At 62.4% G+C, this 19,724-nt stretch carries 19 protein-coding genes and 2 pseudogenes; 8 read left to right on the top strand and 13 right to left on the bottom strand.

Annotation, left to right across the window (positions count from 1 at the left end; genetic code table 11):
- Positions 1 to 16 precede the first annotated feature (16 nt).
- On the top strand, positions 17 to 934 hold the full coding sequence (locus tag PW947_RS06890; RefSeq protein WP_299630342.1) for an ROK family protein: 918 nt from the start codon (positions 17 to 19) through the stop codon (positions 932 to 934).
- 27 nt (positions 935 to 961) lie between these two features.
- On the opposite strand, the gene PW947_RS06885 is transcribed toward PW947_RS06890, so the two are convergent.
- Together PW947_RS06885 and PW947_RS06880 are read right to left on the bottom strand one after the other, a co-directional pair.
- Positions 962 to 1,957: an aldo/keto reductase gene (locus tag PW947_RS06885; RefSeq protein ID WP_299630340.1), complete on the bottom strand. Its 996-nt coding sequence runs from the start codon at positions 1,955 to 1,957 to the stop codon at positions 962 to 964.
- Between the two features lie 112 nt (positions 1,958 to 2,069).
- Positions 2,070 to 3,308, bottom strand: coding sequence for a hypothetical protein (locus PW947_RS06880; protein ID WP_299630339.1), 1,239 nt, complete (start codon positions 3,306 to 3,308; stop codon positions 2,070 to 2,072).
- A gap of 294 nt (positions 3,309 to 3,602) precedes the next feature.
- Between PW947_RS06880 and PW947_RS06875 the strand changes: the two genes are divergently transcribed.
- Positions 3,603 to 3,911, top strand: a complete 309-nt coding sequence (locus tag PW947_RS06875) for a high-potential iron-sulfur protein (RefSeq protein ID WP_299630338.1) — start codon at positions 3,603 to 3,605, stop codon at positions 3,909 to 3,911.
- A 4-nt stretch (positions 3,912 to 3,915) separates the two neighbouring features.
- On the opposite strand, the gene PW947_RS06870 is transcribed toward PW947_RS06875, so the two are convergent.
- The 3 genes and pseudogenes from PW947_RS06870 to PW947_RS06860 form a co-directional block, all read right to left on the bottom strand.
- Positions 3,916 to 4,284 (bottom strand): DOPA 4,5-dioxygenase family protein, encoded by a 369-nt coding sequence (locus tag PW947_RS06870; RefSeq protein ID WP_299630618.1) that lies wholly within the window; start codon positions 4,282 to 4,284, stop codon positions 3,916 to 3,918.
- Between the two features lie 21 nt (positions 4,285 to 4,305).
- Positions 4,306 to 4,752: pseudogene (locus tag PW947_RS06865) on the bottom strand (GNAT family N-acetyltransferase); the annotation flags it as partial.
- A gap of 69 nt (positions 4,753 to 4,821) precedes the next feature.
- Positions 4,822 to 6,039 carry a GGDEF domain-containing protein gene (locus PW947_RS06860; protein WP_299630335.1) on the bottom strand — a complete coding sequence of 406 codons (1,218 nt, stop codon included), beginning with the start codon at positions 6,037 to 6,039 and terminating at the stop codon, positions 4,822 to 4,824.
- 343 nt (positions 6,040 to 6,382) lie between these two features.
- Here PW947_RS06860 and PW947_RS06855 point away from each other — a divergent pair, with 343 nt between their 5' ends.
- Positions 6,383 to 8,095, top strand: coding sequence for an ATP-binding protein (locus tag PW947_RS06855; RefSeq protein ID WP_299630334.1), 1,713 nt, complete (start codon positions 6,383 to 6,385; stop codon positions 8,093 to 8,095).
- Positions 8,096 to 8,142: 47 nt separating this feature from the next.
- On the opposite strand, the gene PW947_RS06850 is transcribed toward PW947_RS06855, so the two are convergent.
- From PW947_RS06850 to PW947_RS06840, 3 genes are all read right to left on the bottom strand, one after another.
- A complete protein-coding gene (locus tag PW947_RS06850) occupies positions 8,143 to 8,790 on the bottom strand; it encodes a hypothetical protein (RefSeq protein ID WP_299630332.1) in 648 nt (215 codons plus the stop codon).
- Between the two features lie 209 nt (positions 8,791 to 8,999).
- A complete protein-coding gene (locus PW947_RS06845) occupies positions 9,000 to 10,016 on the bottom strand; it encodes an alcohol dehydrogenase (RefSeq protein WP_299630330.1) in 1,017 nt (338 codons plus the stop codon).
- A gap of 309 nt (positions 10,017 to 10,325) precedes the next feature.
- Positions 10,326 to 10,550 carry a hypothetical protein gene (locus tag PW947_RS06840; protein WP_299630329.1) on the bottom strand — a complete coding sequence of 75 codons (225 nt, stop codon included), beginning with the start codon at positions 10,548 to 10,550 and terminating at the stop codon, positions 10,326 to 10,328.
- A gap of 427 nt (positions 10,551 to 10,977) precedes the next feature.
- Here PW947_RS06840 and PW947_RS06835 point away from each other — a divergent pair, with 427 nt between their 5' ends.
- Positions 10,978 to 11,202 (top strand): hypothetical protein, encoded by a 225-nt coding sequence (locus PW947_RS06835; RefSeq protein WP_299630327.1) that lies wholly within the window; start codon positions 10,978 to 10,980, stop codon positions 11,200 to 11,202.
- A 116-nt stretch (positions 11,203 to 11,318) separates the two neighbouring features.
- On the opposite strand, the gene PW947_RS06830 is transcribed toward PW947_RS06835, so the two are convergent.
- Positions 11,319 to 13,292, bottom strand: coding sequence for a carboxypeptidase-like regulatory domain-containing protein (locus PW947_RS06830; RefSeq protein WP_299630325.1), 1,974 nt, complete (start codon positions 13,290 to 13,292; stop codon positions 11,319 to 11,321).
- A gap of 36 nt (positions 13,293 to 13,328) precedes the next feature.
- Between PW947_RS06830 and PW947_RS06825 the strand changes: the two genes are divergently transcribed.
- The gene (locus PW947_RS06825) at positions 13,329 to 13,625 is read left to right on the top strand and encodes a hypothetical protein (protein WP_299630324.1); all 297 of its coding nucleotides are present in this window, start codon (positions 13,329 to 13,331) and stop codon (positions 13,623 to 13,625) included.
- A 115-nt stretch (positions 13,626 to 13,740) separates the two neighbouring features.
- Here the strand turns inward: PW947_RS06825 and PW947_RS06820 are convergent, their stop codons facing one another.
- The 3 genes and pseudogenes from PW947_RS06820 to PW947_RS06810 form a co-directional block, all read right to left on the bottom strand.
- Positions 13,741 to 14,199, bottom strand: a complete 459-nt coding sequence (locus PW947_RS06820; protein ID WP_299630323.1) for a hypothetical protein — start codon at positions 14,197 to 14,199, stop codon at positions 13,741 to 13,743.
- 149 nt (positions 14,200 to 14,348) lie between these two features.
- Positions 14,349 to 15,372, bottom strand: a pseudogene (locus PW947_RS06815) (IS110 family transposase).
- A 416-nt stretch (positions 15,373 to 15,788) separates the two neighbouring features.
- A complete protein-coding gene (locus PW947_RS06810; RefSeq protein ID WP_299630321.1) occupies positions 15,789 to 15,959 on the bottom strand; it encodes a glycine zipper 2TM domain-containing protein in 171 nt (56 codons plus the stop codon).
- A 222-nt stretch (positions 15,960 to 16,181) separates the two neighbouring features.
- Between PW947_RS06810 and PW947_RS06805 the strand changes: the two genes are divergently transcribed.
- On the top strand, positions 16,182 to 16,535 hold the full coding sequence (locus PW947_RS06805) for a YciI family protein (protein ID WP_299630319.1): 354 nt from the start codon (positions 16,182 to 16,184) through the stop codon (positions 16,533 to 16,535).
- Positions 16,536 to 16,677: 142 nt separating this feature from the next.
- Here the strand turns inward: PW947_RS06805 and PW947_RS06800 are convergent, their stop codons facing one another.
- Positions 16,678 to 18,489 carry a hypothetical protein gene (locus PW947_RS06800; protein WP_299630318.1) on the bottom strand — a complete coding sequence of 604 codons (1,812 nt, stop codon included), beginning with the start codon at positions 18,487 to 18,489 and terminating at the stop codon, positions 16,678 to 16,680.
- A gap of 364 nt (positions 18,490 to 18,853) precedes the next feature.
- On the opposite strand from PW947_RS06800, the gene PW947_RS06795 reads away from it, so the two are divergent.
- The gene (locus tag PW947_RS06795; RefSeq protein WP_299630316.1) at positions 18,854 to 19,267 is read left to right on the top strand and encodes a YciI family protein; all 414 of its coding nucleotides are present in this window, start codon (positions 18,854 to 18,856) and stop codon (positions 19,265 to 19,267) included.
- Between the two features lie 43 nt (positions 19,268 to 19,310).
- The gene (locus PW947_RS06790; protein ID WP_299630315.1) at positions 19,311 to 19,718 is read left to right on the top strand and encodes a VOC family protein; all 408 of its coding nucleotides are present in this window, start codon (positions 19,311 to 19,313) and stop codon (positions 19,716 to 19,718) included.
- Positions 19,719 to 19,724 lie beyond the last annotated feature (6 nt).

The raw sequence follows: 19,724 nt of genomic DNA, 5'->3' as shown, positions 1-19,724 counted from the left end.
ATTGACGGGGAACGACATGACCAGGAAAGCGAGCGATAAGGCCACCCACGCGATCGAACCGGCGGCCACGGTAACGCCGGATGCGGTGCCAGCCAAAGCCGCGAAGACTGTCGCAACGAAGGCGGCAAGGAGAACCGCGCCGCGCGCGGCCAGGGGCGCAACCGCCGCAAGCGCCGAGCGGATTCTCGCGATCGATGTCGGCGGGACGGGACTGAAGGCGGCCGTCATCGACGGCAACGGCGCGATGAAAACCGAGCGTGTGCGAGTCGCGACGCCGCATCCGTGCACGCCGGATCAACTGGTCGATGCGCTTGCACAACTGGTCGAGCCGCTGATGTCGGAACGGCCGGGCTGTATCTCGATCGGCTTTCCGGGCGTCGTGCGCGATAACCTGATTCTGACCGCGCCGCATTTCGGCGACGAAGGCTGGCACGGCATTCCGCTTGCGGCTTCGCTGGCGAAAAGACTCGGCGGTCTGCCGGTCCGCATGATCAACGATGCCGAAATGCAGGGCTTTGCCGCGATCGAAGGACACGGGCTGGAGTTCGTGCTGACGCTCGGAACGGGCGCGGGCACGGCGATGTTCCGCGATGGCGAACTGATGCCGCATCTGGAGCTGGCGCACCATCCGGTCAGCAAGGACCGCGCTTACGACGAATATATCGGCGACGCCGCGCGCGAGAAAGCGGGCAACAAGAAGTGGAACCGGCGGGTCGGGAAGATCATCGGCATCCTCGCGTCGCTGGTGAATTACGACAAGCTGTGGATCGGCGGCGGCAATGCCGCGCGTCTGACAATCGATCTACCGCCGAACGTCGCGATCGTATCGAACGACGCGGGCATCGAAGGCGGCGCGAAGCTGTGGCATCCGCGCTCGTTGCGTGAATCGCGGCAGTTGCCCGAAGCGAATCAGTGCATCGGCAAGTTCGTCTGACGCGCGGCGCAGGCGTCGGCGATTCCGTCAGCGAGCGGCGTCGCCCCAGCGGTACTCGACGGTCGCATCGTCGAGTACCGCTTTCAGTTCGTCACCGAGTGTCAGATCGACGGCGGCCAGCGTGTCGCTCAATTGTTCCGGTTTGCTCGCACCGATGATCGCCGATGAGATCGACGGATTCGCGAGCACCCACGCCAACGCGGTTTGCGTCAACGAGTGGCCGCTTTGCGCGGCGATACCGCGCAGCTTTTCGATGGTATCGAACTCGCGCTGGTGCCAGTAGCGCGCCTGATACATCGCGCCCGCCTTGCCGACCGATGCCGTAAAGCGGCCCTCGGCGGGCGCGGTGTCGTGACGATGTTTGCCGGTCAGCAGACCGCCCGCGAGCGGGTTGTACGGCATGACCGCGAGACCTTCTTCGTCGGCGAGCGGCAGCAGTTCACGCTCGATTTGCCGGAACAGCAGGTTGTAGCGCGGCTGGACCGACACGAACCGCGCGGTGCGCAGCACGTCCGCGCGACCCAATGCGCGGGCGAGCCGATACGCGAGAAAGTTCGACACGCCGATATACCGCGCGCGGCCCGACCGCACGATGGTATCGAGCGCTTCGAGGGTTTCGTCGAGCGGCGTGTTGCGGTCGTCCGAATGGAGTTGATAGAGATCGACGTAATCGGTGTCGAGGCGCTTCAGCGACGCGTCGATCGCATCGAGCAGATGCTTGCGCGACGCGCCCTGATCCCACGCCGACGGCCCCACCTGGCCGACCGCCTTGGTCGCGACGATATACCGGGCGCGCTTGCCCTTGAGCCAGCGTCCGACGATCTCTTCGGTACGTCCCGCCAGTTCGATGCCGCCGCCGAGCGGATAGACGTCGGCGGTGTCGATGAAGTTCACGCCGGCGTCGGCGGCCGTGTCGAGAATGCCGTGCGACACGCGTTCTTCGGTTTGCAAACCGAAGGTCATCGTGCCAAGACAGAGACGGGAAACAGTCAGGCCGGTGCGGCCGAATGCGCGGTATTCCATGATCGACTCCGCTGGGTGAACGCGCTGCGATAACTGACAGGCGAGAGGTTCAAGCCGATCAGGATAGCCGCAATTCCCAACGCGTGCCGTGTCGGCATTCTGTCAGCGAGGCTCAGTCGCCTTCGATCGATTCGAATGGCGCGAACGAGTCGAACAGTGTGTCATCGGGAAATCCGCGCGTGCGATAGCGCACCGGATACATCGACGTGTCGTCGAGCAGATCCGCGGATGTTTGCATCAACCGGTCCCACGGCACGATGCGCGTCTGCTGCGTGTCGAGCCGCGCCAGCACCACGCGGTCTGTCTTCGGCAGCAAGGTCTCGACGCCCGCCGTCCACGTCGCGACCGACACCGACCCCGCACGTGCGTCGGCGGCTCCGGATTCGACGGCCTTGTCGTAGAGCAGATAGTTCGCGACGAACAGGTCGCGCCGTTCCTGCTGATGCAGGCGGTCGAGCGCGGCCTTCTGCGCGTCGTATTCGTCTTTGCGATAACGTCGTTCGAGATGGCCGACGCGTTGCGCGACGTCGTCGTGCGGCGGCGTGAAGCGTCTCAGGCCGTCGTCGTAGCAATACATCAACGGCGACACGTGACGACCGGTCAGCGACGCCTGAAGACTCAGTTCGATCATCGACGCGAGGCCGTCGTCGTGCTTGTCGCCGGTGACGAGCAAGGTGTCGCGTGTCGGGATCATGAACACCGGACGGCCGTGTACCGGCGCGCGATGCAGCAGATCGGGCAGCAACACGCGGCTGGCATCGTAACCGTCGTGCCAGTCGCCGCGAAAGACCCCGCGCGCGACCTCGACGAATGCGTCGGCGGTGATGTCGCGCAGGTTGTCGCACGCAATCGCGAGCGCCTGTTCCAGCGTGAGTTGCCACGACGCGAGCGGACCGCTCACCAGCGTCGAAGTCGATTCCGGGTAATCGAGCGCGAGCAGTACCGCGCAATCGTCGCCGAACGCGCGCCATGCCGGATCGAACGCGGCGTCGCGCCCGGACGTGCGCCACTGATGCAGCCGCACGTCTTCGATCACCGTGCGTGCGCGCACCAGCGGGCGCAGCATCGCGCGCGCGTCGGCGAGCGAGTCGGGCGCCGTCACGCGACACGCACTCAGCGTCGCGACGAAACCGCGCAACGCGAGATCACGTTCGTTGCGCTGATTCTCGCAATACGCGCGATACGCGTGATGCAGATTGAACACGGCATTGTGGCTGTGTTCGAGACGGAATTCGGCGCGGTTGTAATGCAGCGGCTCGACGAAACCATCGCGTTTCGCGGCCGCGATAAACAGCGCGGCGAACGCGTCGGGCGAAGGCTTGCGGCGAAACAGCGAATCGATGAATCCCATAGCGGTGATGCGCGTTGAACGCCGGAGCAACGGTCGGTGCGTCGTGTTGAACTGGAAAATCCGGACAGGGCGGCCGGGCTGTCGAACCTGTCAGGATTAACGGCGCGAACGGCCGATTCCTGAAGGGCGGCGCGATCGACGCGCGGCTGCGCGCCGTGTTGCGGCGCAGCGAGGCGCGTGATCTGCGTTGGGGCGGGCTGCGCGTCCGGACGCACGGTGTGGGGGTTTTGATGCAGTATGAGCGCACAGGCTCAAGCCATCAAAAACACTCAACCCCACTTTAGATTGTTCGCCATGAAAACATCACGTCGCGGTTTTTTGCTGTTCAGCGTAGGCGTCGGCTCGTCGCTGGCGTTGTCCGGCCGCGCGTTCGCCGACAGCGCGCATCTGTCCGAAACCGATCCCAAAGCCGTCGAGCTGGGCTACAAGGCCGACGCCACGCACGCCGACAAAGCGAAGTTTCCGAACTACGCCGCCGGTCAGGCCTGCAATAACTGCTCGCTGTTTCAGGGCAAGGACAGCGATGCATGGGGCGGCTGCATGCTGTTCGGCGACAAGCAGGTCGCCGCGCACGGCTGGTGCGCGTCGTACACGAATATGTAAGCGTTCAGCCGCCGAGCGCGGCAAGCCGCAGCGTATGCGAGCGGCCGATCCACACGGCGGCGTCGCGATGGTCGCTCAGCGCGTCACCGGTATTCGGATGGAGAAAGACGTCGAGCGCGCCGTGATTCAGCGTCAACCATTCGACGATGCCCGCGAACTGCTCGCGCCCGAACGCGAGTTGATACGACCACATCGGATGCGGTCCGACCGGCCGCTCGTGAAAGCGACCGAGCACCAACGTGTCGCCGAAATGCGCATCGATGCGCTCGCGCAGCGCCCATGCGGCGTCACGGCTCGACGCATCGAAATAGATGTGCGCGTGCCAGCTTTCCACCACGCGCGGCGTGTCGGTCGAGGGTGTATTCAGGATCATCCGGTAGCTCCGTTCGGTGCGTTCGATCACGGTAAAGCCGAGCCGGTCGTATAACCGTTTGGCAGGATTGTTGTGCAGCACCGACAGCATGACCGGCAAGCCATCCGCCTGCGCCGCTTGCAGGACGGTGCGCAACGCGCGTTCGCCGAGCCCGCGACGCTGAAACGCCGGCGCGATCTGCAATTGCGACACATACCACGACACCGCCGGCACCGACGCGGCATCGGCGAATTCCGGGTCGTCGGACTTGTGTTTGATATAGGCCTTCAGCAAGCCCGCGGATTCCCCTTCGACGCAAATCACCTGCGCCGCTTCGTAGTGATCGAGCAGGCGCGCCCAATGCTGCGCGTCGTCCATCGGCTCGCCGGCTTCCGCGAGATACGCGGTCATCGTGATTTTGCGCAGATCGAGCAGAAACGCGTGATCGGCTTCGGTGGCGGCGCGCAGTGAGAAGGCGGGAAGGGTCATCGTGACGCTCGGCGGTGGCGTGCGCGGCTGTCGGCGGCAGCGTGCAGCAGTGTGCGGACTACGCGGAAATCAGTTCGGTTCTCGCGTGCGGTTGATCGGATCGGCGGGTTGATCGCCATTGGACAGCGCGGCGACCACGCGGTTGCGGCCCATCGCCTTCGCCGAGTACAGCGCGGCGTCGGCGCGCGCCATCAGGCTGGCGAGCCCGTCGCCCGGTTGCAGTTCATCGACGCCCGCGCTGAACGTGCAGCAGACGGCGCCGCCGGGAATAGCCAGCGTGGACGCGGCGATCTGCGCGCGCAAACGGTCGATCAATCCGACAGCGTCCGCCTTCGACGTCGACGGTAGCAGCACCGCGAATTCTTCGCCGCCGAGACGCCCGAACAGGTCGCCGCGACGGATGCCACCCGCGACGATGGATGCGAAATGCGACAACGCGCGATCGCCGGCCGCATGGCCGAAATTATCGTTGATCGCTTTGAAGTTATCGATATCGAGAATCGCGATCGCGATTCTCGTGGCGTCCGCGCCGTCGGGTTTGGCGCGCTTCGCTCGCGCAAGGTTCGCGTCGGCCCGCGCGACGAATTCCCGTCGCATCAACGCGCCGGTCAGTTCGTCGATGGTGGCGAGCCGCTCCATTCTTTCGGCCATCCGGTCGTACGCGAGCATGATCGCGCCGATCGAAAGACAGGGCAGCGTCAGCACGCCGAGCGCGAGAAACGCGACGTTCATCGGCGTGGGCTGAAGGAATTGCGTGTGATGTTCCCAGCCGGACAGGATCGACACGGCACGCGCCAGATGGACCAGCCCGCCGAGCACGGCGAGCGACGCGACGAACTGATAGCTGTAAGCCGGACGGTTGGGCGGACGCATCGTGATGACGGTCCATGCGACCAGCAGCCGGACGTAGATGATAAAGCCGGACATCAGCAGCACGCGGGCATCGACGTTGGGCGCGACGTAGGTCCAGTAGACGAGGCCGACGAGCAGCGCCACGAATGCCACCGACTCATAAGCACGCGATGCGCGCAGCCCGAAGAACAGCCGACTGCCGTGCAGCACCGCCAGCGATGCCGCCGCGATCAAACCGCTCGCCGCCACCACCGACAGGCGCGTCGGCGCGTCGCCGTCCATCGCGAGAAACACCAGCGCGGCGACGATCGCCGCGTTTGCGGCGATCCAGCGGCTCAGGCCGGGAATACCGGAGCTCAGCAGCGAGCCGAATACGACCATGCTGATCGCGCCCGACAGGATCCCCACGATGTAAAGCGCGACTGGACTGAACATAGGTTTGCAGTGGGAAACACGACCGTGGCATGGCGGGAACGCACAGCCGCGATGATACGCTGTGGCCCTTGTTTTGATAAAAAAATGGAGGGTGAGCGTGGAGCCCCTCCCCGCAAAGTTATCCACCGTTTTTGTGACCAAGCCTGTGAACAACTCGCCGGGATTCGCGCTAACCGACTGACGCAAAAGGGAAAGCGCGTCGTGTCCCAGATCGCGGCGGTGCGCCACGCCTGAGCGGAGGCGCGTTGTACACTTCATTGGGTGTAGAAAACCTCGGCCGACCGAGGCGCCTTTTAACTTACCGGCAACCGGCCGGTCGCTTTCACCTTGAAACCTGCGCCCTATGTTGCATAGACCCGCTCCGTTTCCACCGAACGAATCCGCGCGGCTCGACGCGCTGTCGCGGCTCGAAATCCTCGATACGTTGCCGGAAACCGTGTTCGACGACATCGTGACACTGGCGACGTCGATCTGCGAGACGCCGATCGGGCTGGTGTCGCTGATCGACGCGGAACGTCAGTGGTTCAAGGCGTGTATCGGCCTCGACGTGCGCGAGACGCATCGCGACCAGGCGTTCTGCGCGCACGCAATCCTCGCGCCGGACGAACTGCTGATCGTCGAAGACGCGACGCGAGATTCCCGTTTCAGCGCCAATCCGCTGGTGCTCGGAGCGCCGCATATCCGCTTCTATGCCGGCGCGCCGATTCTCACGCCGGCGGGCTTCGCGCTCGGTACGGTGTGCGTGATCGATACGGTGCCGCGCACGCTCGACGCATCGCAGCGCAACGCGCTCGAAGCGCTCGCGCGTCAGACCGGCGCGCTGCTCGAACTGCGCGAACTCGGTTCGCTCAAAGAGCGGCAGACACGCGAGCTGAGCAAGAAAATCATCCAGGCGCTCGCGGACGACAGCGGCGAACATGCCGCTCTGCGACAGAATCAGCGCGTGGCGACGGTCGGTCAGTTGACCAGCGGCGTCGCGCATGACTTCAACAATCTGCTGCAGGCGTTGAGCACATCGCTGGAACTGATCAACCGCTGGACCGCCAGCGTCGACGACGTCCAACGATGGTCGTCGAACGGGCTTCAGGTCGTGCGGCGCGGCGCAAGTCTGGTCGCGCAACTGCTGGCGTTCTCGCGTGGCGAAAGCCTCAAGGCGGAGCCGTTGCCGGTGTGCGCGTGGCTCGGTCAGATGAAGGAACTGTTGCCGCGCGTACTCGGACCCGAAGTCGAACTGGAGTTCGACCTGAAGGACGACGATGTGAAAGTGTCGTGCAACGGCACGCAACTCGAAGCGGCCGTGATGAACATGGTCGTCAATGCACGCGATGCGATGCACAACGTCGGGCGCATCCGGATTTCGACGAGCCGTGCGGCAGTCGTCGACGATGGCGAATTGCCCGACGGCAATTACTTCGTGCTGCAAGTCAGCGACAACGGACCGGGCATGACGTCCGACGTCGCGCAGCGTGCGTTCGAGCCGTTTTTCACGACCAAGGACAACGGCAAAGGCACGGGCCTCGGCTTGTCGCAGGTGATGGGATTTGCGCGCGAACTCGGCGGCGCGGCGCGGGTCGAGACCGCGCTCGGTGTCGGGACGTGCGTGTCGCTGTATCTGAAGGCGTTGTCGGGTCAGGCGGGAAACCTTCCGGTTCACGCGCCCGGACAGGAATCGCGGGCGGTATCGGCGGGGACCGAGATTTTGCTGGTCGACGACGACGCCGATGTGCGCGACACGTGGCAGGCGTTGCTGTCGGCGGTGGGGTATCGCGTGAACGCGGTCGCGTCGGGTTTCGCGGCCGTGTACGCGTTCGAACACTCGGCTCCGCGCCTCGTCATCACCGATTGCGCAATGCCCGGACTCGGCGGCCCGGGGCTCGCGCGCGTGTTGCACGAACTCCGCCCCGGTCTGCCGATCATCTTCGTGACCGGTCACAGCGATCTCGACGCGTTGCGCTGCCAGCTCGAACCGGATGCCACGCTACTGCGAAAACCGGTCGCGCTGGACGTGCTGATTGCCAGCATCGAAAGTCTGCTCGCGCACGCCGACCCAAGCTGACTGCATCGCCGGTCAACGAAAAACGCCCCTTTTTTAGGGGCGTTTCTTTATCTGCGCCGTTTGACGAATACGATCAACCCGATCGCGAGCAGCGCCACCAGCGCGAGCAAACCGACGAGGCCCAGCGCGCCGATGCCGGACGTGCCGCGTGGACCCGATGCCGCATCGGACACGCCCGCAGGCGACGATGCCGCCGATGCGACCGGCTGGGGTAGCGCGACGCCGGCCGCGCTGCCCTGACGAACCAGCGACGCTCCCGATGTCGCCGATGCGACGGCGGCACTCACGGCGTCGGTGGCGCTGGCGGCGGCCGTGGATATGGCATCGGACGTGGGACCGACCGGCGCGAATTCGGTGGACGACGCCATCACCGGTGGCACGCTCGCGAGACTGCTGGCGGAGCGGGTCATCGCTTTCCACTGCGCGAATACGACGTCGATGCAGTGGACGTCGGTGCAGGCGTTACGCGATTGCCGCCACTGCGCGACTTGCGGCGACGAGAGTTTTCCCGCGCTCAGAAGCGCCTGTTGCTGCGCGAAAATATCGTCGTACTCGTTGCTCAGGATCGCGTGGTCGCAGATCACGCGCTCGGCCGGTTGTCGCGTGCTTGCGCATTGAATATCGCTCGCCCATGCCTGGGTCGAACCCAACGCTGCGATCGTCAGCAGCAATGCCAGATAACGTCTCAGATGCACCCGCACTCCTTAAAGGTATTGCCTCGGTTGAACGGCGGCCGCCAGGCGGCTTTCGACGCATGATCCATCCGGGTATTCCGGAGTTCCGCCAGATTCAATGTCAGGCAATCCGGCTCACGGATAGTTCATGGAGGGTTCATGCGTCCAGCGTCGTGCCGGATGGCCCGAGGGTCATCGTAGCAGGCTGCCCCGGTTCGCCGTGCCGGGCGTCATGCAACCTTCAGTACGACTCTGAACCGGGCGGCGCCGCTCATCATCCGGTCATACGCTTCGGCGGCGCGCGCGAGCGGGAATTCCTCGATCATCGGTTTGACGCCGGACAGCGCGCTGAACGCGAGCGTGTCCTGCGAATCGGCGGAGGTGCCCGACGGCCATCCCTGAATCGAGTGGCGTCCCATGATGAACTGGGCAACCGGAATTTCGACGGGTTCCTCCGAAATGCCGACCATGATCAGCTTGCCGTTCAAGCCAAGCCCGCCTACCGCCGCGCTCATCGCCTTGCCGCTCGTGACCGTCGCGAGAATGACCTTGGCGCCGCCGAGCCGGGTCAGCTCGTCGGGGATGCTTTGCGTGGTGCTGTCGATGTAGTGATGCGCGCCGAGCTGTTTCGCGAGCGGCGCCTTGTCCTGTCCACGGGCGATCGCCACGGTGTTGAAACCCATCTTGCGCGCGAACTGCACGCCCAGATGTCCCAACCCGCCGATCCCCAGCACGGCAACCACGTCGCCGGCCCGCGCACCGCTGTTGCGCAACGCGTTGTAGGTCGTAATGCCCGCGCAGAGCAACGGTGCGGCGTCGGCGTCGGACAGGTCGTCCGGGATGCTGGCGAGCGCTTCCACCGGCGCCACCACGAACTCCGCATAACCGCCGTCGTAACTGATTCCCGGCACCTGCGCCTTTTCGCACAGAACGAAATCGCCCTGACGACACCGCGTACACCGGCCGCAATGACCGCCGTGCCAACCCACACCGACCCGCTGTCCGACCGGCCATCCTTCGACGCCGGTTCCGACGGCATCGATCACACCGGCAATTTCATGGCCGGGCACCCGGGGAAAGGTCAGACCGGGCCAGAGCCCTTCTTTGGTCAACGAGTCGCTGTGACATATTCCACACGCCTGAACCTTGATACGAACCTGTCCTTCGCCCGGTTCCGGCACGTCGCGTTCGACGAGCGTCAATGGGCCGCCCGCTGCTTCCACCTGTACCGCCTTCATTCTGGCCATGGGATTCACCTCGCTGATGATCGATAGGTCGATGGGTGAATGCGTCGATGTGGTCGGCGCGCAGCGAGGCGACGCGCTGCGCGCGTCCCGTGGCGTCGAATCGGCATTCGGAATGTTGTCCGGCGCAACACGCACGGAGACAGCGCTCCGGCGTAAAACGCGGCTCATAGACCATAGTTGAAATTACAACGAAATCCAACCTGGCCGGCTCGCGTCGGGCGCGCGGGGCGGTCTCGTGATGGCGCACGGCGGCGCATGGCGGCGCGCGGCCATGCCCGGAAGCGGACGCGGGAAGACGCTAGCTGCGCTTCACATGCGGCGGATGTTCTTCAGCCGCTCGAATTCCGCCGGCCGCGTGTACGAACGATACAGCTCGCCGATAGAACCGAACGCCAGCGCCGGTTTGAGCGTCGCACCGGGAAGTGCTTGCGACAGCCACTCGTACGCGTTCATATCGCGCCGTTGTTCGCGCATTGCGAGTGTGAGCGCTTCGAGCGCTTTGTCGGGCGAGTGACTGCCCAGGTCGACAAACATGTTTTCGAAGGGGTGCCTCGTAGGAATCGAGGCGCGCGAGATGGTCAACATCCTTCTCCTGCACGGTTGGCTCATTCCGCTTATACCAGTGTTATGTGACACGCCGAAATCTTCCGTACCCGGCACACCCCGAAAACATGAAAAATTTCACAACGTGAACCCGCGGCCCATTTTTCGAAATCTCATGGTGCATGGCATCACCCGCATCTCGCACATTGGAAAAGCGCGTTTCTCAATGTGGGACGAATTTCATAGGTAATTGATTTATATGCATTTTTATTTTTACGACGCGCGTTTTTTCCGGCGCGTGAAGGCCGGCTTCCCTGTGTAGTCTCTTATACAAGAGGTCGATGTCCGTGAGCTTGCTTGTGATGAATGGTGAGTTGATGCGGACTGCCGGAAGTTTTTTAAACGTGGGAGGTGTCGTATGTACGTCTATGTGGAGCCGTCGCCCAAGGGCCAGTGGGGACCAATCGATGGATATACCCTGGAATTCGAGGATGGCATCAAGCTGACGGAGGAGCGCTTTCCGTCCGAAAAGCTTGCCGTCAGCGAGATCAAACTGCGCGGCTATATGCCGTTGCTTCCGAAAGTACGCATCACCGACAAAACCGACACGGCGCACTGGCAAGCCGCCGAGGCGGCGGTCTAGCCGCACCGGCCGCGGCCGGCAGATGCCGGATACCGATGACTGGCCAGAAAAAAACGTCCCTCGCAGCGTGTTCGTGCGAGGGACGTTTTTGCGTTTGGCGCGCGTGATCGTCGAGGCTAGTCGTTGTAGTTCGTGATGTCGTAATACGCGATACCGTCGCGAACCGCGCGCAACTGAACCGCGCGCGACGCACCGGCCGTCAGCGCGGCGAACTGGCAGTTCACGCACGACACCACACCCGACGCGTTCAGACCGGCGTAGACGGTGGTCTGGTACTGCCCGATCGTGGTGTTGTTGGGCGTGCCGGTCGAGAAGCCGTTCACTTGCTGCGTCGTACCGGTCGCGGTGCCGGGCGTGGTCTGGATCTGGACCGAGCTGACCGGCAACGCGACATCCAGCCCATCGACGAGGCTCGACCACGTGACGCTCATCGCGTACTGGGACGCAGTGAGCGCGCCGGTCGGCGACAGGAAATCGGCTTCGAAGCTCGGCAACAGCGTCGGCCACGCGACCGATGCACCCGCCGATGCGCTGAGCGGCGCATCGGTATTGATGAGCGTGGACTGACCGATTCGGGTACCCGTGCTGTCGAAAAACGTCACCAGATAGGCTGAATACAGCGGCACGCTGGTCGTGTCGATCGACGTGGCCGCGTAGACGCCGCTCGTGGACGGCATCGTGTATGACGCGCCGGTCAGACGCACGCCCGACCAGCGGTAGAGGTCGGTGTTGCTCGACGTCGTTGCGGGCGATACCGGCGCCGTGCTCAACGGCGTCGTGGACAGCGCGAGCGTGCTGTTGCCGACCGCGTCGCGCGGCATCAGCCAGACCGGCGAAGCGAGCCCAGGGCCCGTGACTTCGACGGAATAGACGGACGGATTCGACGTCGTGGGGATCGAGATTTCGAGGCCGGATTCATAGCGGTCGATATCGGCGGCATTCGAATCGAGGAACGTGCGGCGAATCAGATGCGAGCCGATCGTCGCATCGAACAACGACTGGTTGCCGATCAGATCCCACGCGAGTTGCGTGCCGTTGGCGAGCGTGACCGGCGTGTCGAGTTGTTGCGCGATCGTGACGAGGTTGCCGGTGTCGCCGTCGGCGAGCGTGTACGGCAGCGATATCAGCGCCAGTTGCCTGCCGTTGCTCGTCAGGAATTCGAGGGTCTTCGGATAACTGAAGGATGCGCCCGCGAAGGTCGTCGCGCTGAGGCCGTGCGCCGTGAGCAGATTGGTCGAACCGTTATCGACGAAGGTGGAGTCGATGGCGGGCGAGCATGACGTATCGAGCGTACCGCTCGTCGCGCACGCGTTGAGGAGGGCGGGCAGCGCATCGAGATACGTGGTGGCGATGGTCGGCGTGGCGAGTTCGGTGGTCGCGGTGGTTTTTGTATTGAGCGCGAGCAGGGTGCCGGGCGCCGCGTTCGACACGATGGACAGACCGCCGCTTGCCGACTGCACCAGCGACACGGAGTCGATGACCGCATCGAGGCCCGTACGATTCGCGACGAAGGCGGCCGTGGTCGGATCGAAGTTAGTCGGATTGAGACCATTCTGGGTCAGCAGGCCGGCGAGGATCTCATCGAACGTGAGCGTGGCGACGAGGATGCTTTTGGCGGTGATCTTCGCGAGTGCCGTCGCGGACGTCAGGTCGGACGGGTTGCCCGATTGCGTGAGCATCGCGACGATCGCGGTGGTCAGCGTGGTGATATTGGCGACGCCGGTTGCGGTGGACGCGTTGAGCGTGCCGAGGATCGCGTACAGCGGCGTGGACTGATTGCCGGCGGGCGTAGCGACCAGCAGGACCGGCGCGGTCATCCCTTTGACGGACAACGAGTAAGTGCCGTTGGCGTCGGTGGTGGTGGACGCCTGGGCGCCGGTCGAGTCGGTGAGGGTGACCGTGGCATTGGCGACCGGGTTGCCGGTCGCGACTGTACCGGTGAGGGTTTGTGCGACGACGATCGGGGTGACGGCGGTGGATGACGGTGTGGATCCGTTGCCGCCACCGCAGCCTGCGAGGCCGAGGACGGTGATCGTGAGGGTCGTGGCGATGGCCGTCGCGAGGCAACGGCGGGTGAGGCGGTTGTTCATTGTGTTCCCCGAGGCTTGGTTTTTTGGTTTTGCTTTTTGCTTCTTCTTTTTGCTTTTGGCTTTTTGCTTTTTGCTTTTGACTGGTCTGGTACGGCCGGTGCTTTTATTCGTGCGTTGGGAGAATACTGCAAAGTGATGGTTTTGGTTTTGGTTTGCTTGTTGGTTTGGTTTGATATTGCTGTGGTTTTTGCCTGGGTTGTCTGGTTTGCTTTGGTTGTCCCGGTTTCGCGGTGGTTTGCCTGGATCGTCCCTGTGCGGGACCGCACCTACTTTTCTTTGCTCGCGCAAAGAAAAGTAGGCAAAAGAAAGCGCGTTTACACCGATGCTTCGTAGCGACTGGCGTCTAGTGTTTTTCGGGTAGTGGACCGCGCACGTTTGGAGTTGCCGCGCCGCCTGGCGTGGTGGTCCGCGCCCGCACATCCCGCCCGCTGCGCGGCGGTAGCCCACTTCAAAAATCCATTTTCGCCACGTCATTTGCTCGCCGTTTCGACGGTTCCGGCGTTCGGATTAAAGCCCGGTTTTCGCCACACCACTCGCCCGCCGTTTCGACGGTTCCGGCGTCCCGGCCAAAGCGCGGTTTGCACTGGGCTATTTTGTCCGTTTTCACGATGGTTTCGACGGCCTGATTGGCTTGGAATTTTGCGCGTGAGACCAGCCCGGCGCATGCCAGGAAAGTGGGTTTTGTGACGGACGAAGTGAAGCGCGCGAAGAGCGCCAAGAGAAAAAGACGGGGCTGTGCCCAACGGCTGTTGCGGAGCGAACAGCCGGAACGAATGACTGCCTTTATATGGACGCCTCCCGTTTGCCAAGGGATTTCGTGTGTGTTGGTAGACAGGAAGGCTGCGGCTTTATATCCGGCCTTGTTGCAGGTCGAACCCGCTGGCCTCGATGGAATCCGCTGGCTCACGCCTCACTTGACACACGGGCTGTTAGCCCGCAAGGCAGTTCAGGTTTGGTGAGTCCCGGTCTGACCTGTGTGCCATCACACTCAATTACCTTGCGCAACCTTTGACATCCCATCTCCTGCAAAACCGGTTTATTCAGTCATTGCAGCGCTTACGCCGCTCGCGTACTCACATAGCCTTTCTCGTACGTACGCCCGTGCGCCAGCAGCGCCCAAATCGTTCGGGCCATCTTGTTGGCCAACGCAACGATTACCACGTTATGCGGGCGCCGCCGGCCCAACTGCTCGATCCACGGGCCTGGCTCTTTCGCGCGCGCGAGCACCGATCGTGCACCGTGGATCAGCAGTGTGCGCAGATACACATCACCGCGTTTGCTGATCCCATGCAGTCTGATCCGGCCGCCGGTGCCGGTCTGTCTGGGCACCAGACCCAGCCAGGCCGCAAACTCACGTCCTGAATGAAACGCTTTGGGGTCGCCCATCGTCGCCACAGCAGCGGTCGCTGTCAGCAGCCCGACGCCTGGAATGTCGGCGATCTGCTAAGCAGGCACGCTCTTCCTTCATCCAGTCCGAGAGCCGGCGTTCGATTCGCGCAATCTGCTCATCGAGAACGTCAAGCCGCTGCCACTGCTCACGCAGCGTGTCCACCAGCATCGTGGGCAAACGCGCCTCCAGGCGCGCCAGCACATCAGCCATCGCCCGGTTCAGCGCGGCGCGGCCTACCGCCATCACTTCACCGTATTCCGTCAGCAGCCCACGCAATCCATTGATCTGCATCGTGCGAAACCTGATCAGTTGCTGGCGCATCCGGTGCAATGCCAGCACGGCCTGCTGCGATTCAGTCTTGACCGTCACGGACCTCACGCCCGACTGCTGTACCGCGGTCCAGATTGCCCGTGCATCAGCCACGTCGCTCTTGTTACCGCTCACAAACGCCTTGACCGCCTGGCCCGGCATCAACTTCACCTGATGACCCATCTGCTCCAGATGACGCGCCCAGTGCTGGGAACCGCCACACGCTTCCATGCCGATCAGGCACGGCGCGCGATTTGCAAAGTGCGACAGAAACGTGGCGCGTCGGATCTGCCGGCTGACGACATCGCCTGTTTGCGGATCAACCCAGTGGACCTGGAACACCTGCTTCGCAATATCGACACCAACCGGAGTAAGCTTCATTTGGGTTCTCCTTCCTCAAGTGGTACGTTGCCCAACTTCCACTCTGGCACATCTGAGGCCGTCGGTTGCGAGAACCCACCTTCCTGGTCGCGCCCCGACCATTCGATCAGCAGCCCTCGCGAGGGGGAGGCGTCCATACCATTTGTCACCAAGGCAAGCGGTGCGACAACTCAAATCGTGCGCGGTCCACTACCCGTTAAATACTAGACGCCACTCGCTACGGAGCGAGAGGTAAACGCGCTTTCTTTTGCCTACTTTTCTTTGCGCGAGCAAAGAAAAGTAGGTGCGGTCCCGCACAGGGACGATCCAGGCAAACCAGCGTGAAAACAGGCCGCGTACGAAAGCATAAAACCAACCAACCCAGCGTAAAAACAGGCCACACGCCAACCCAAACCCACCCCAAAAACCCAAAAAAATCACTTCCCTAATTCATGTCCAATAACCCCGCCGGCAACGGCCCCACCCACCGTCCCGACCGCACTATGATTAGTGGCCTCATTCCCGATGACGCCGCCCGCAGCGGCGCCACCTACAGTACAACCGGCAGCACACCAAACCACTGCCACCAACCCGAATAATTTCCACATAACAGACCTCCGGCAATAAACCTGCGATCAGAGCATCTCTGAAGCAAGCCGCATGCCGCGAGGCAAAAAACGGGGCACTTCCCTACAGCCGTCCCCTTGACTAGACTCCCCAGCGGGCCTACCAAATCCCCAGCGGGCCAACAAAACCCCCAGCGGGCCAACAAAACCGCCAGCGGGACCACCACAACCCCAGCGGGAACAAAACCGAGGAGTCAAGCCACCATGCCCTACATGCTGCTAATCGTCGAACCGGTCGAACAACGTCAGACACGCGATGAAGCCACCGGCCGCGCACTCTACGACCGCATGCTCGGCTTCGCCGAAAACCTCAAATCGCGCGGCGTCCTGCTGGGAAGTAATTCGCTCAGCGCATCGAGCGAAGGCGTGCGCGTGGAAGTCAGAAACGGCGAACCCCGTCTGGTCGATGGTCCGTTCGCGGAGGCAAAGGAAATGATCGGTGGCTACTTCCTGCTCGATTGCGCAACCCGCGAACAAGCGGTCGCAATCGCGGCCGAGTGCCCGGCCGCCGAGTGGTGCACGGTAGAGGTCCGCGAGGTCGCGCCGTGCTATCGGTAATATCGGTAAGCGCGAGAGACCATGCCGGACGACACCGCTAATCCGCTGAAATAGACCGGAATCGCGCCACGCTGGCAAGCTCTACACCACGACCCGAATCGTCGCCGACACCGGGCAATGGCATAACACCGCATCGCGCTGGTTAACGCGTTACCTGAAGTACAACCAGTTCAACCGATGGCGCCGGTGCCATCACCTGCAAGTGCAACACGCCCGGCGTCCCAACGGTCCTGTCGATCATGGTCAGGTCCTCGTGGGTTGCGTCGATCCGGTATCGCGTGATCATATAAGGCGCATTGCCCCATGGCATGTTTCGTAGCGTCAGGTCATAGCCGTTCCGCACGCTGGTGGAAATGGGCTGATACGGCGGATAGTAGAACGCGGGAAATGCACCGGCCAGCGTGCCCGTATTCAGGTTGTTCACCCGCGTGGGATTCTCGAAGCCGAAAAACGGTCGCGCCAGCAACGAGTCGTATGGCAACGCGGTGCTCAGGTGCGCCTCGCGTGGCGTGGTCGCGAGCGGCTCGCTCTCGTAGTCCGGATCGCGAACGAAATTCGTGATCAACACGTTCACGGTCGTTCCGGCATCGTTGCGTCCGGCCAGCGCGGTGTAGCCTTGTGCGTTGCTTCCGGTGGCCTGTAGCCGGATCGGTGTGAGCGCCATCAGATGATGCGCACGGAAAGCCGCAACGACCGGCGTTGCTCGCCTGCCTGCATACATGCCGTCGTAAAGCGCATCGCCGCGATAGTAGAACGCGGAATCGACGGACCCGTTCTGCATATACGTCATCGCGCTCGATACGAATGCGGCCTTATACACGGTCTGCGTCTTCGCAACGTCGTACCACGCCGAACTGCCGTTCCATTCGCTGAGATAACTCAGCGTCTGGGAAAAACCGTAGTCGTTCAAAAGCTTGCGTTGCTGGCTCGCTAGCAAAAAGTACTGATACGTATCATTCAGATACGCGTAAAAATGCCATGAGAAGAAGTCGAGCGGCAAGTTGTTGTCGCGCAGGTAACGGAGAAATCCTTCTTCGTAGGCGGCGGCATTGGTCTGTGTCTCACCACTACCGTAAAAGTAGTTGGAGTTGAACGCCATGCCGGGGCCGCCCACCTTCTGGCCGGGATCGACCGCTTTGATTGCGAGCACGACCTTTTTGTAAAACGTGTAGTACTGGTCACTGGTGCCGGGCCAGAGCGTGAGTCCGAGATCGGGCTCGTTCCAGATCTCCCAGGCGTCGATTGCATTGATCATTCCGCGGTCCCAGCCCTGCACATAGTGCATCGCGACATGACGCGTAATGGCCGCCCACCTGTCGGACCAACGCTCGAAATCCGGCGCAGGCGGCGGATGGTCGAGGCCGTTCAGTCCATAGCTTCGACCGACCCGGAACATGATCTTCGTTCCCGCTGCGCGCATCGATGCGATGTAGATGTCCGTCGGTGCAAAGTTATAGCTGGCAGGATTTTCCGGGTCGGCATTCGGGTCCGGAAAAATGACCCGTGGGTTCACGTAGTTCGCAGCGGTCTGCGCGGCTTCGGGTCCTGTTCCGCTTTGGTCGCCGCCAAACAGGATGGTGGCGAGGTCGGAGTCGCCGCCAGCGTTGGCGGGATCGAGATGAAGATCGTAATCGCCGACACCGAACAGATCGTGCATCCGCGCGTAATCGATTCCCGCGTCGCGCCATTGCTGGATCAGGCTCGGGAAGCCGGGAAATAACGGAAACGGCGAACCGTCTACGCCCGTCAACGATCTGATTTGCCCTGTGGATGTCGATGCGTCAACCGTGACGAGGCGATAACCATTGACGTTGTTGGCGGGGTCGGCGTCGGGTGCGTGGACATACGAGTTGTCGGGAATCACATCGCCGGTGTGCGAATACTGCGGCTGCTGTGATTGACTCGACGCACCGGACGGCACGAGCAGACCCGCGACGACAACAGAAAGAGACACGCAGACACTGCGTGACAAAGAGTCGAAGTGGAGCATGCTGTCCCCCTTGTTCGCACATGCGAAGACGTTCGCGGCCACGTCACTAATAAAGCACGTAACCCGATGTGCCGCAAGCAAGGATTCAACGACGATTTGTAGAACTATTGGTCGATCGTGCGTTGAATTGACGTCAGACGATTGATCGATTTAGCACGCATTGCTTGCTAAGATCGGAGTCACGGTGTCGCGACTTTTACGCTGACTTTTTCGTATGACCGGAATGTCGAAATGGGTACATCTCGTTCGTCGTGTGAGTAAGGCGCTGTCGAATGGCGCAACGTCAGGCGCGACCCGCTGCGCGATTTCCACCATCAGGAGAACGGCCATGCGATTCATGATCATCGTCAAGGCAACTGCCGACAGCGAAGCCGGCATCTTGCCCAGTGAGCCGTTGATGGATGCGATGGGCACGTATCACGAAGCGCTTGCGAATGCCGGCGTATTGCTCGACGCCAGCGGTCTTCGACCGACCGCCAGCGGCTGGCGGATTCGCTATGCACACGGCAAACGCGAGGTCATCGACGGCCCGTTCACCGAATCCAGAGAACTGATCGCGGGCTATACGCTGATCCAGGTTCGCTCGCGCGAAGAAGCGATGGAATGGGCGCGCCGCTTTCCCGCGCCATCGGGCGAGCACGCTGACGGCGAGATCGAAGTGCGCCAACTCTATGAACTCGACGACTTCGATTCCGGCCCGGCAGCCGATCGATTCCGCGACCTGAACATGTCGAAATCCTGAACGCATCGTCCCTGCAAAAAAACAGGTCCACCAGGAAGCCATCATGCATAAACAGATCTACGTGAACCTCGCCGTCGATAACCTCGACCGCTCGACTCGCTTCTTCGGCGCGCTCGGCTTTACCTTCAACCCGCAGTTCACCAACGATCAGGCGACGTGCATGGTGATCGGCGACAACATTTACGCGATGTTGCTGGTCAAGCCGTTCTTCAGCACCTTCACGCACAAGACGCTGTGCGATCCGGCGCACAGCACCGAGACGTTGCTGTGTCTGTCGTGCGAAAGTCGTGCGGAAGTGGATGCGCTGGTCGCGAAGGCGCTCGAAGCGGGCGGCACGGCGCCGCGCGTACCGCAAGATCATGGCTTTATGTACGGCCACGGTTTTGAAGATCCGGACGGCCATATCTGGGAGTTGGTGTACATGGACCCGAATGCGGTCATCCCTTCCTGAGGACGG

It is taken from the genome of Paraburkholderia sp., from assembly GCF_028283785.1.
In the GTDB taxonomy this organism is placed as follows: Bacteria; Pseudomonadota; Gammaproteobacteria; order Burkholderiales; family Burkholderiaceae; genus Paraburkholderia.
Note: the sequence above shows the minus strand (reverse complement) of the source record. Positions and strands in the feature narration are given on the sequence as shown.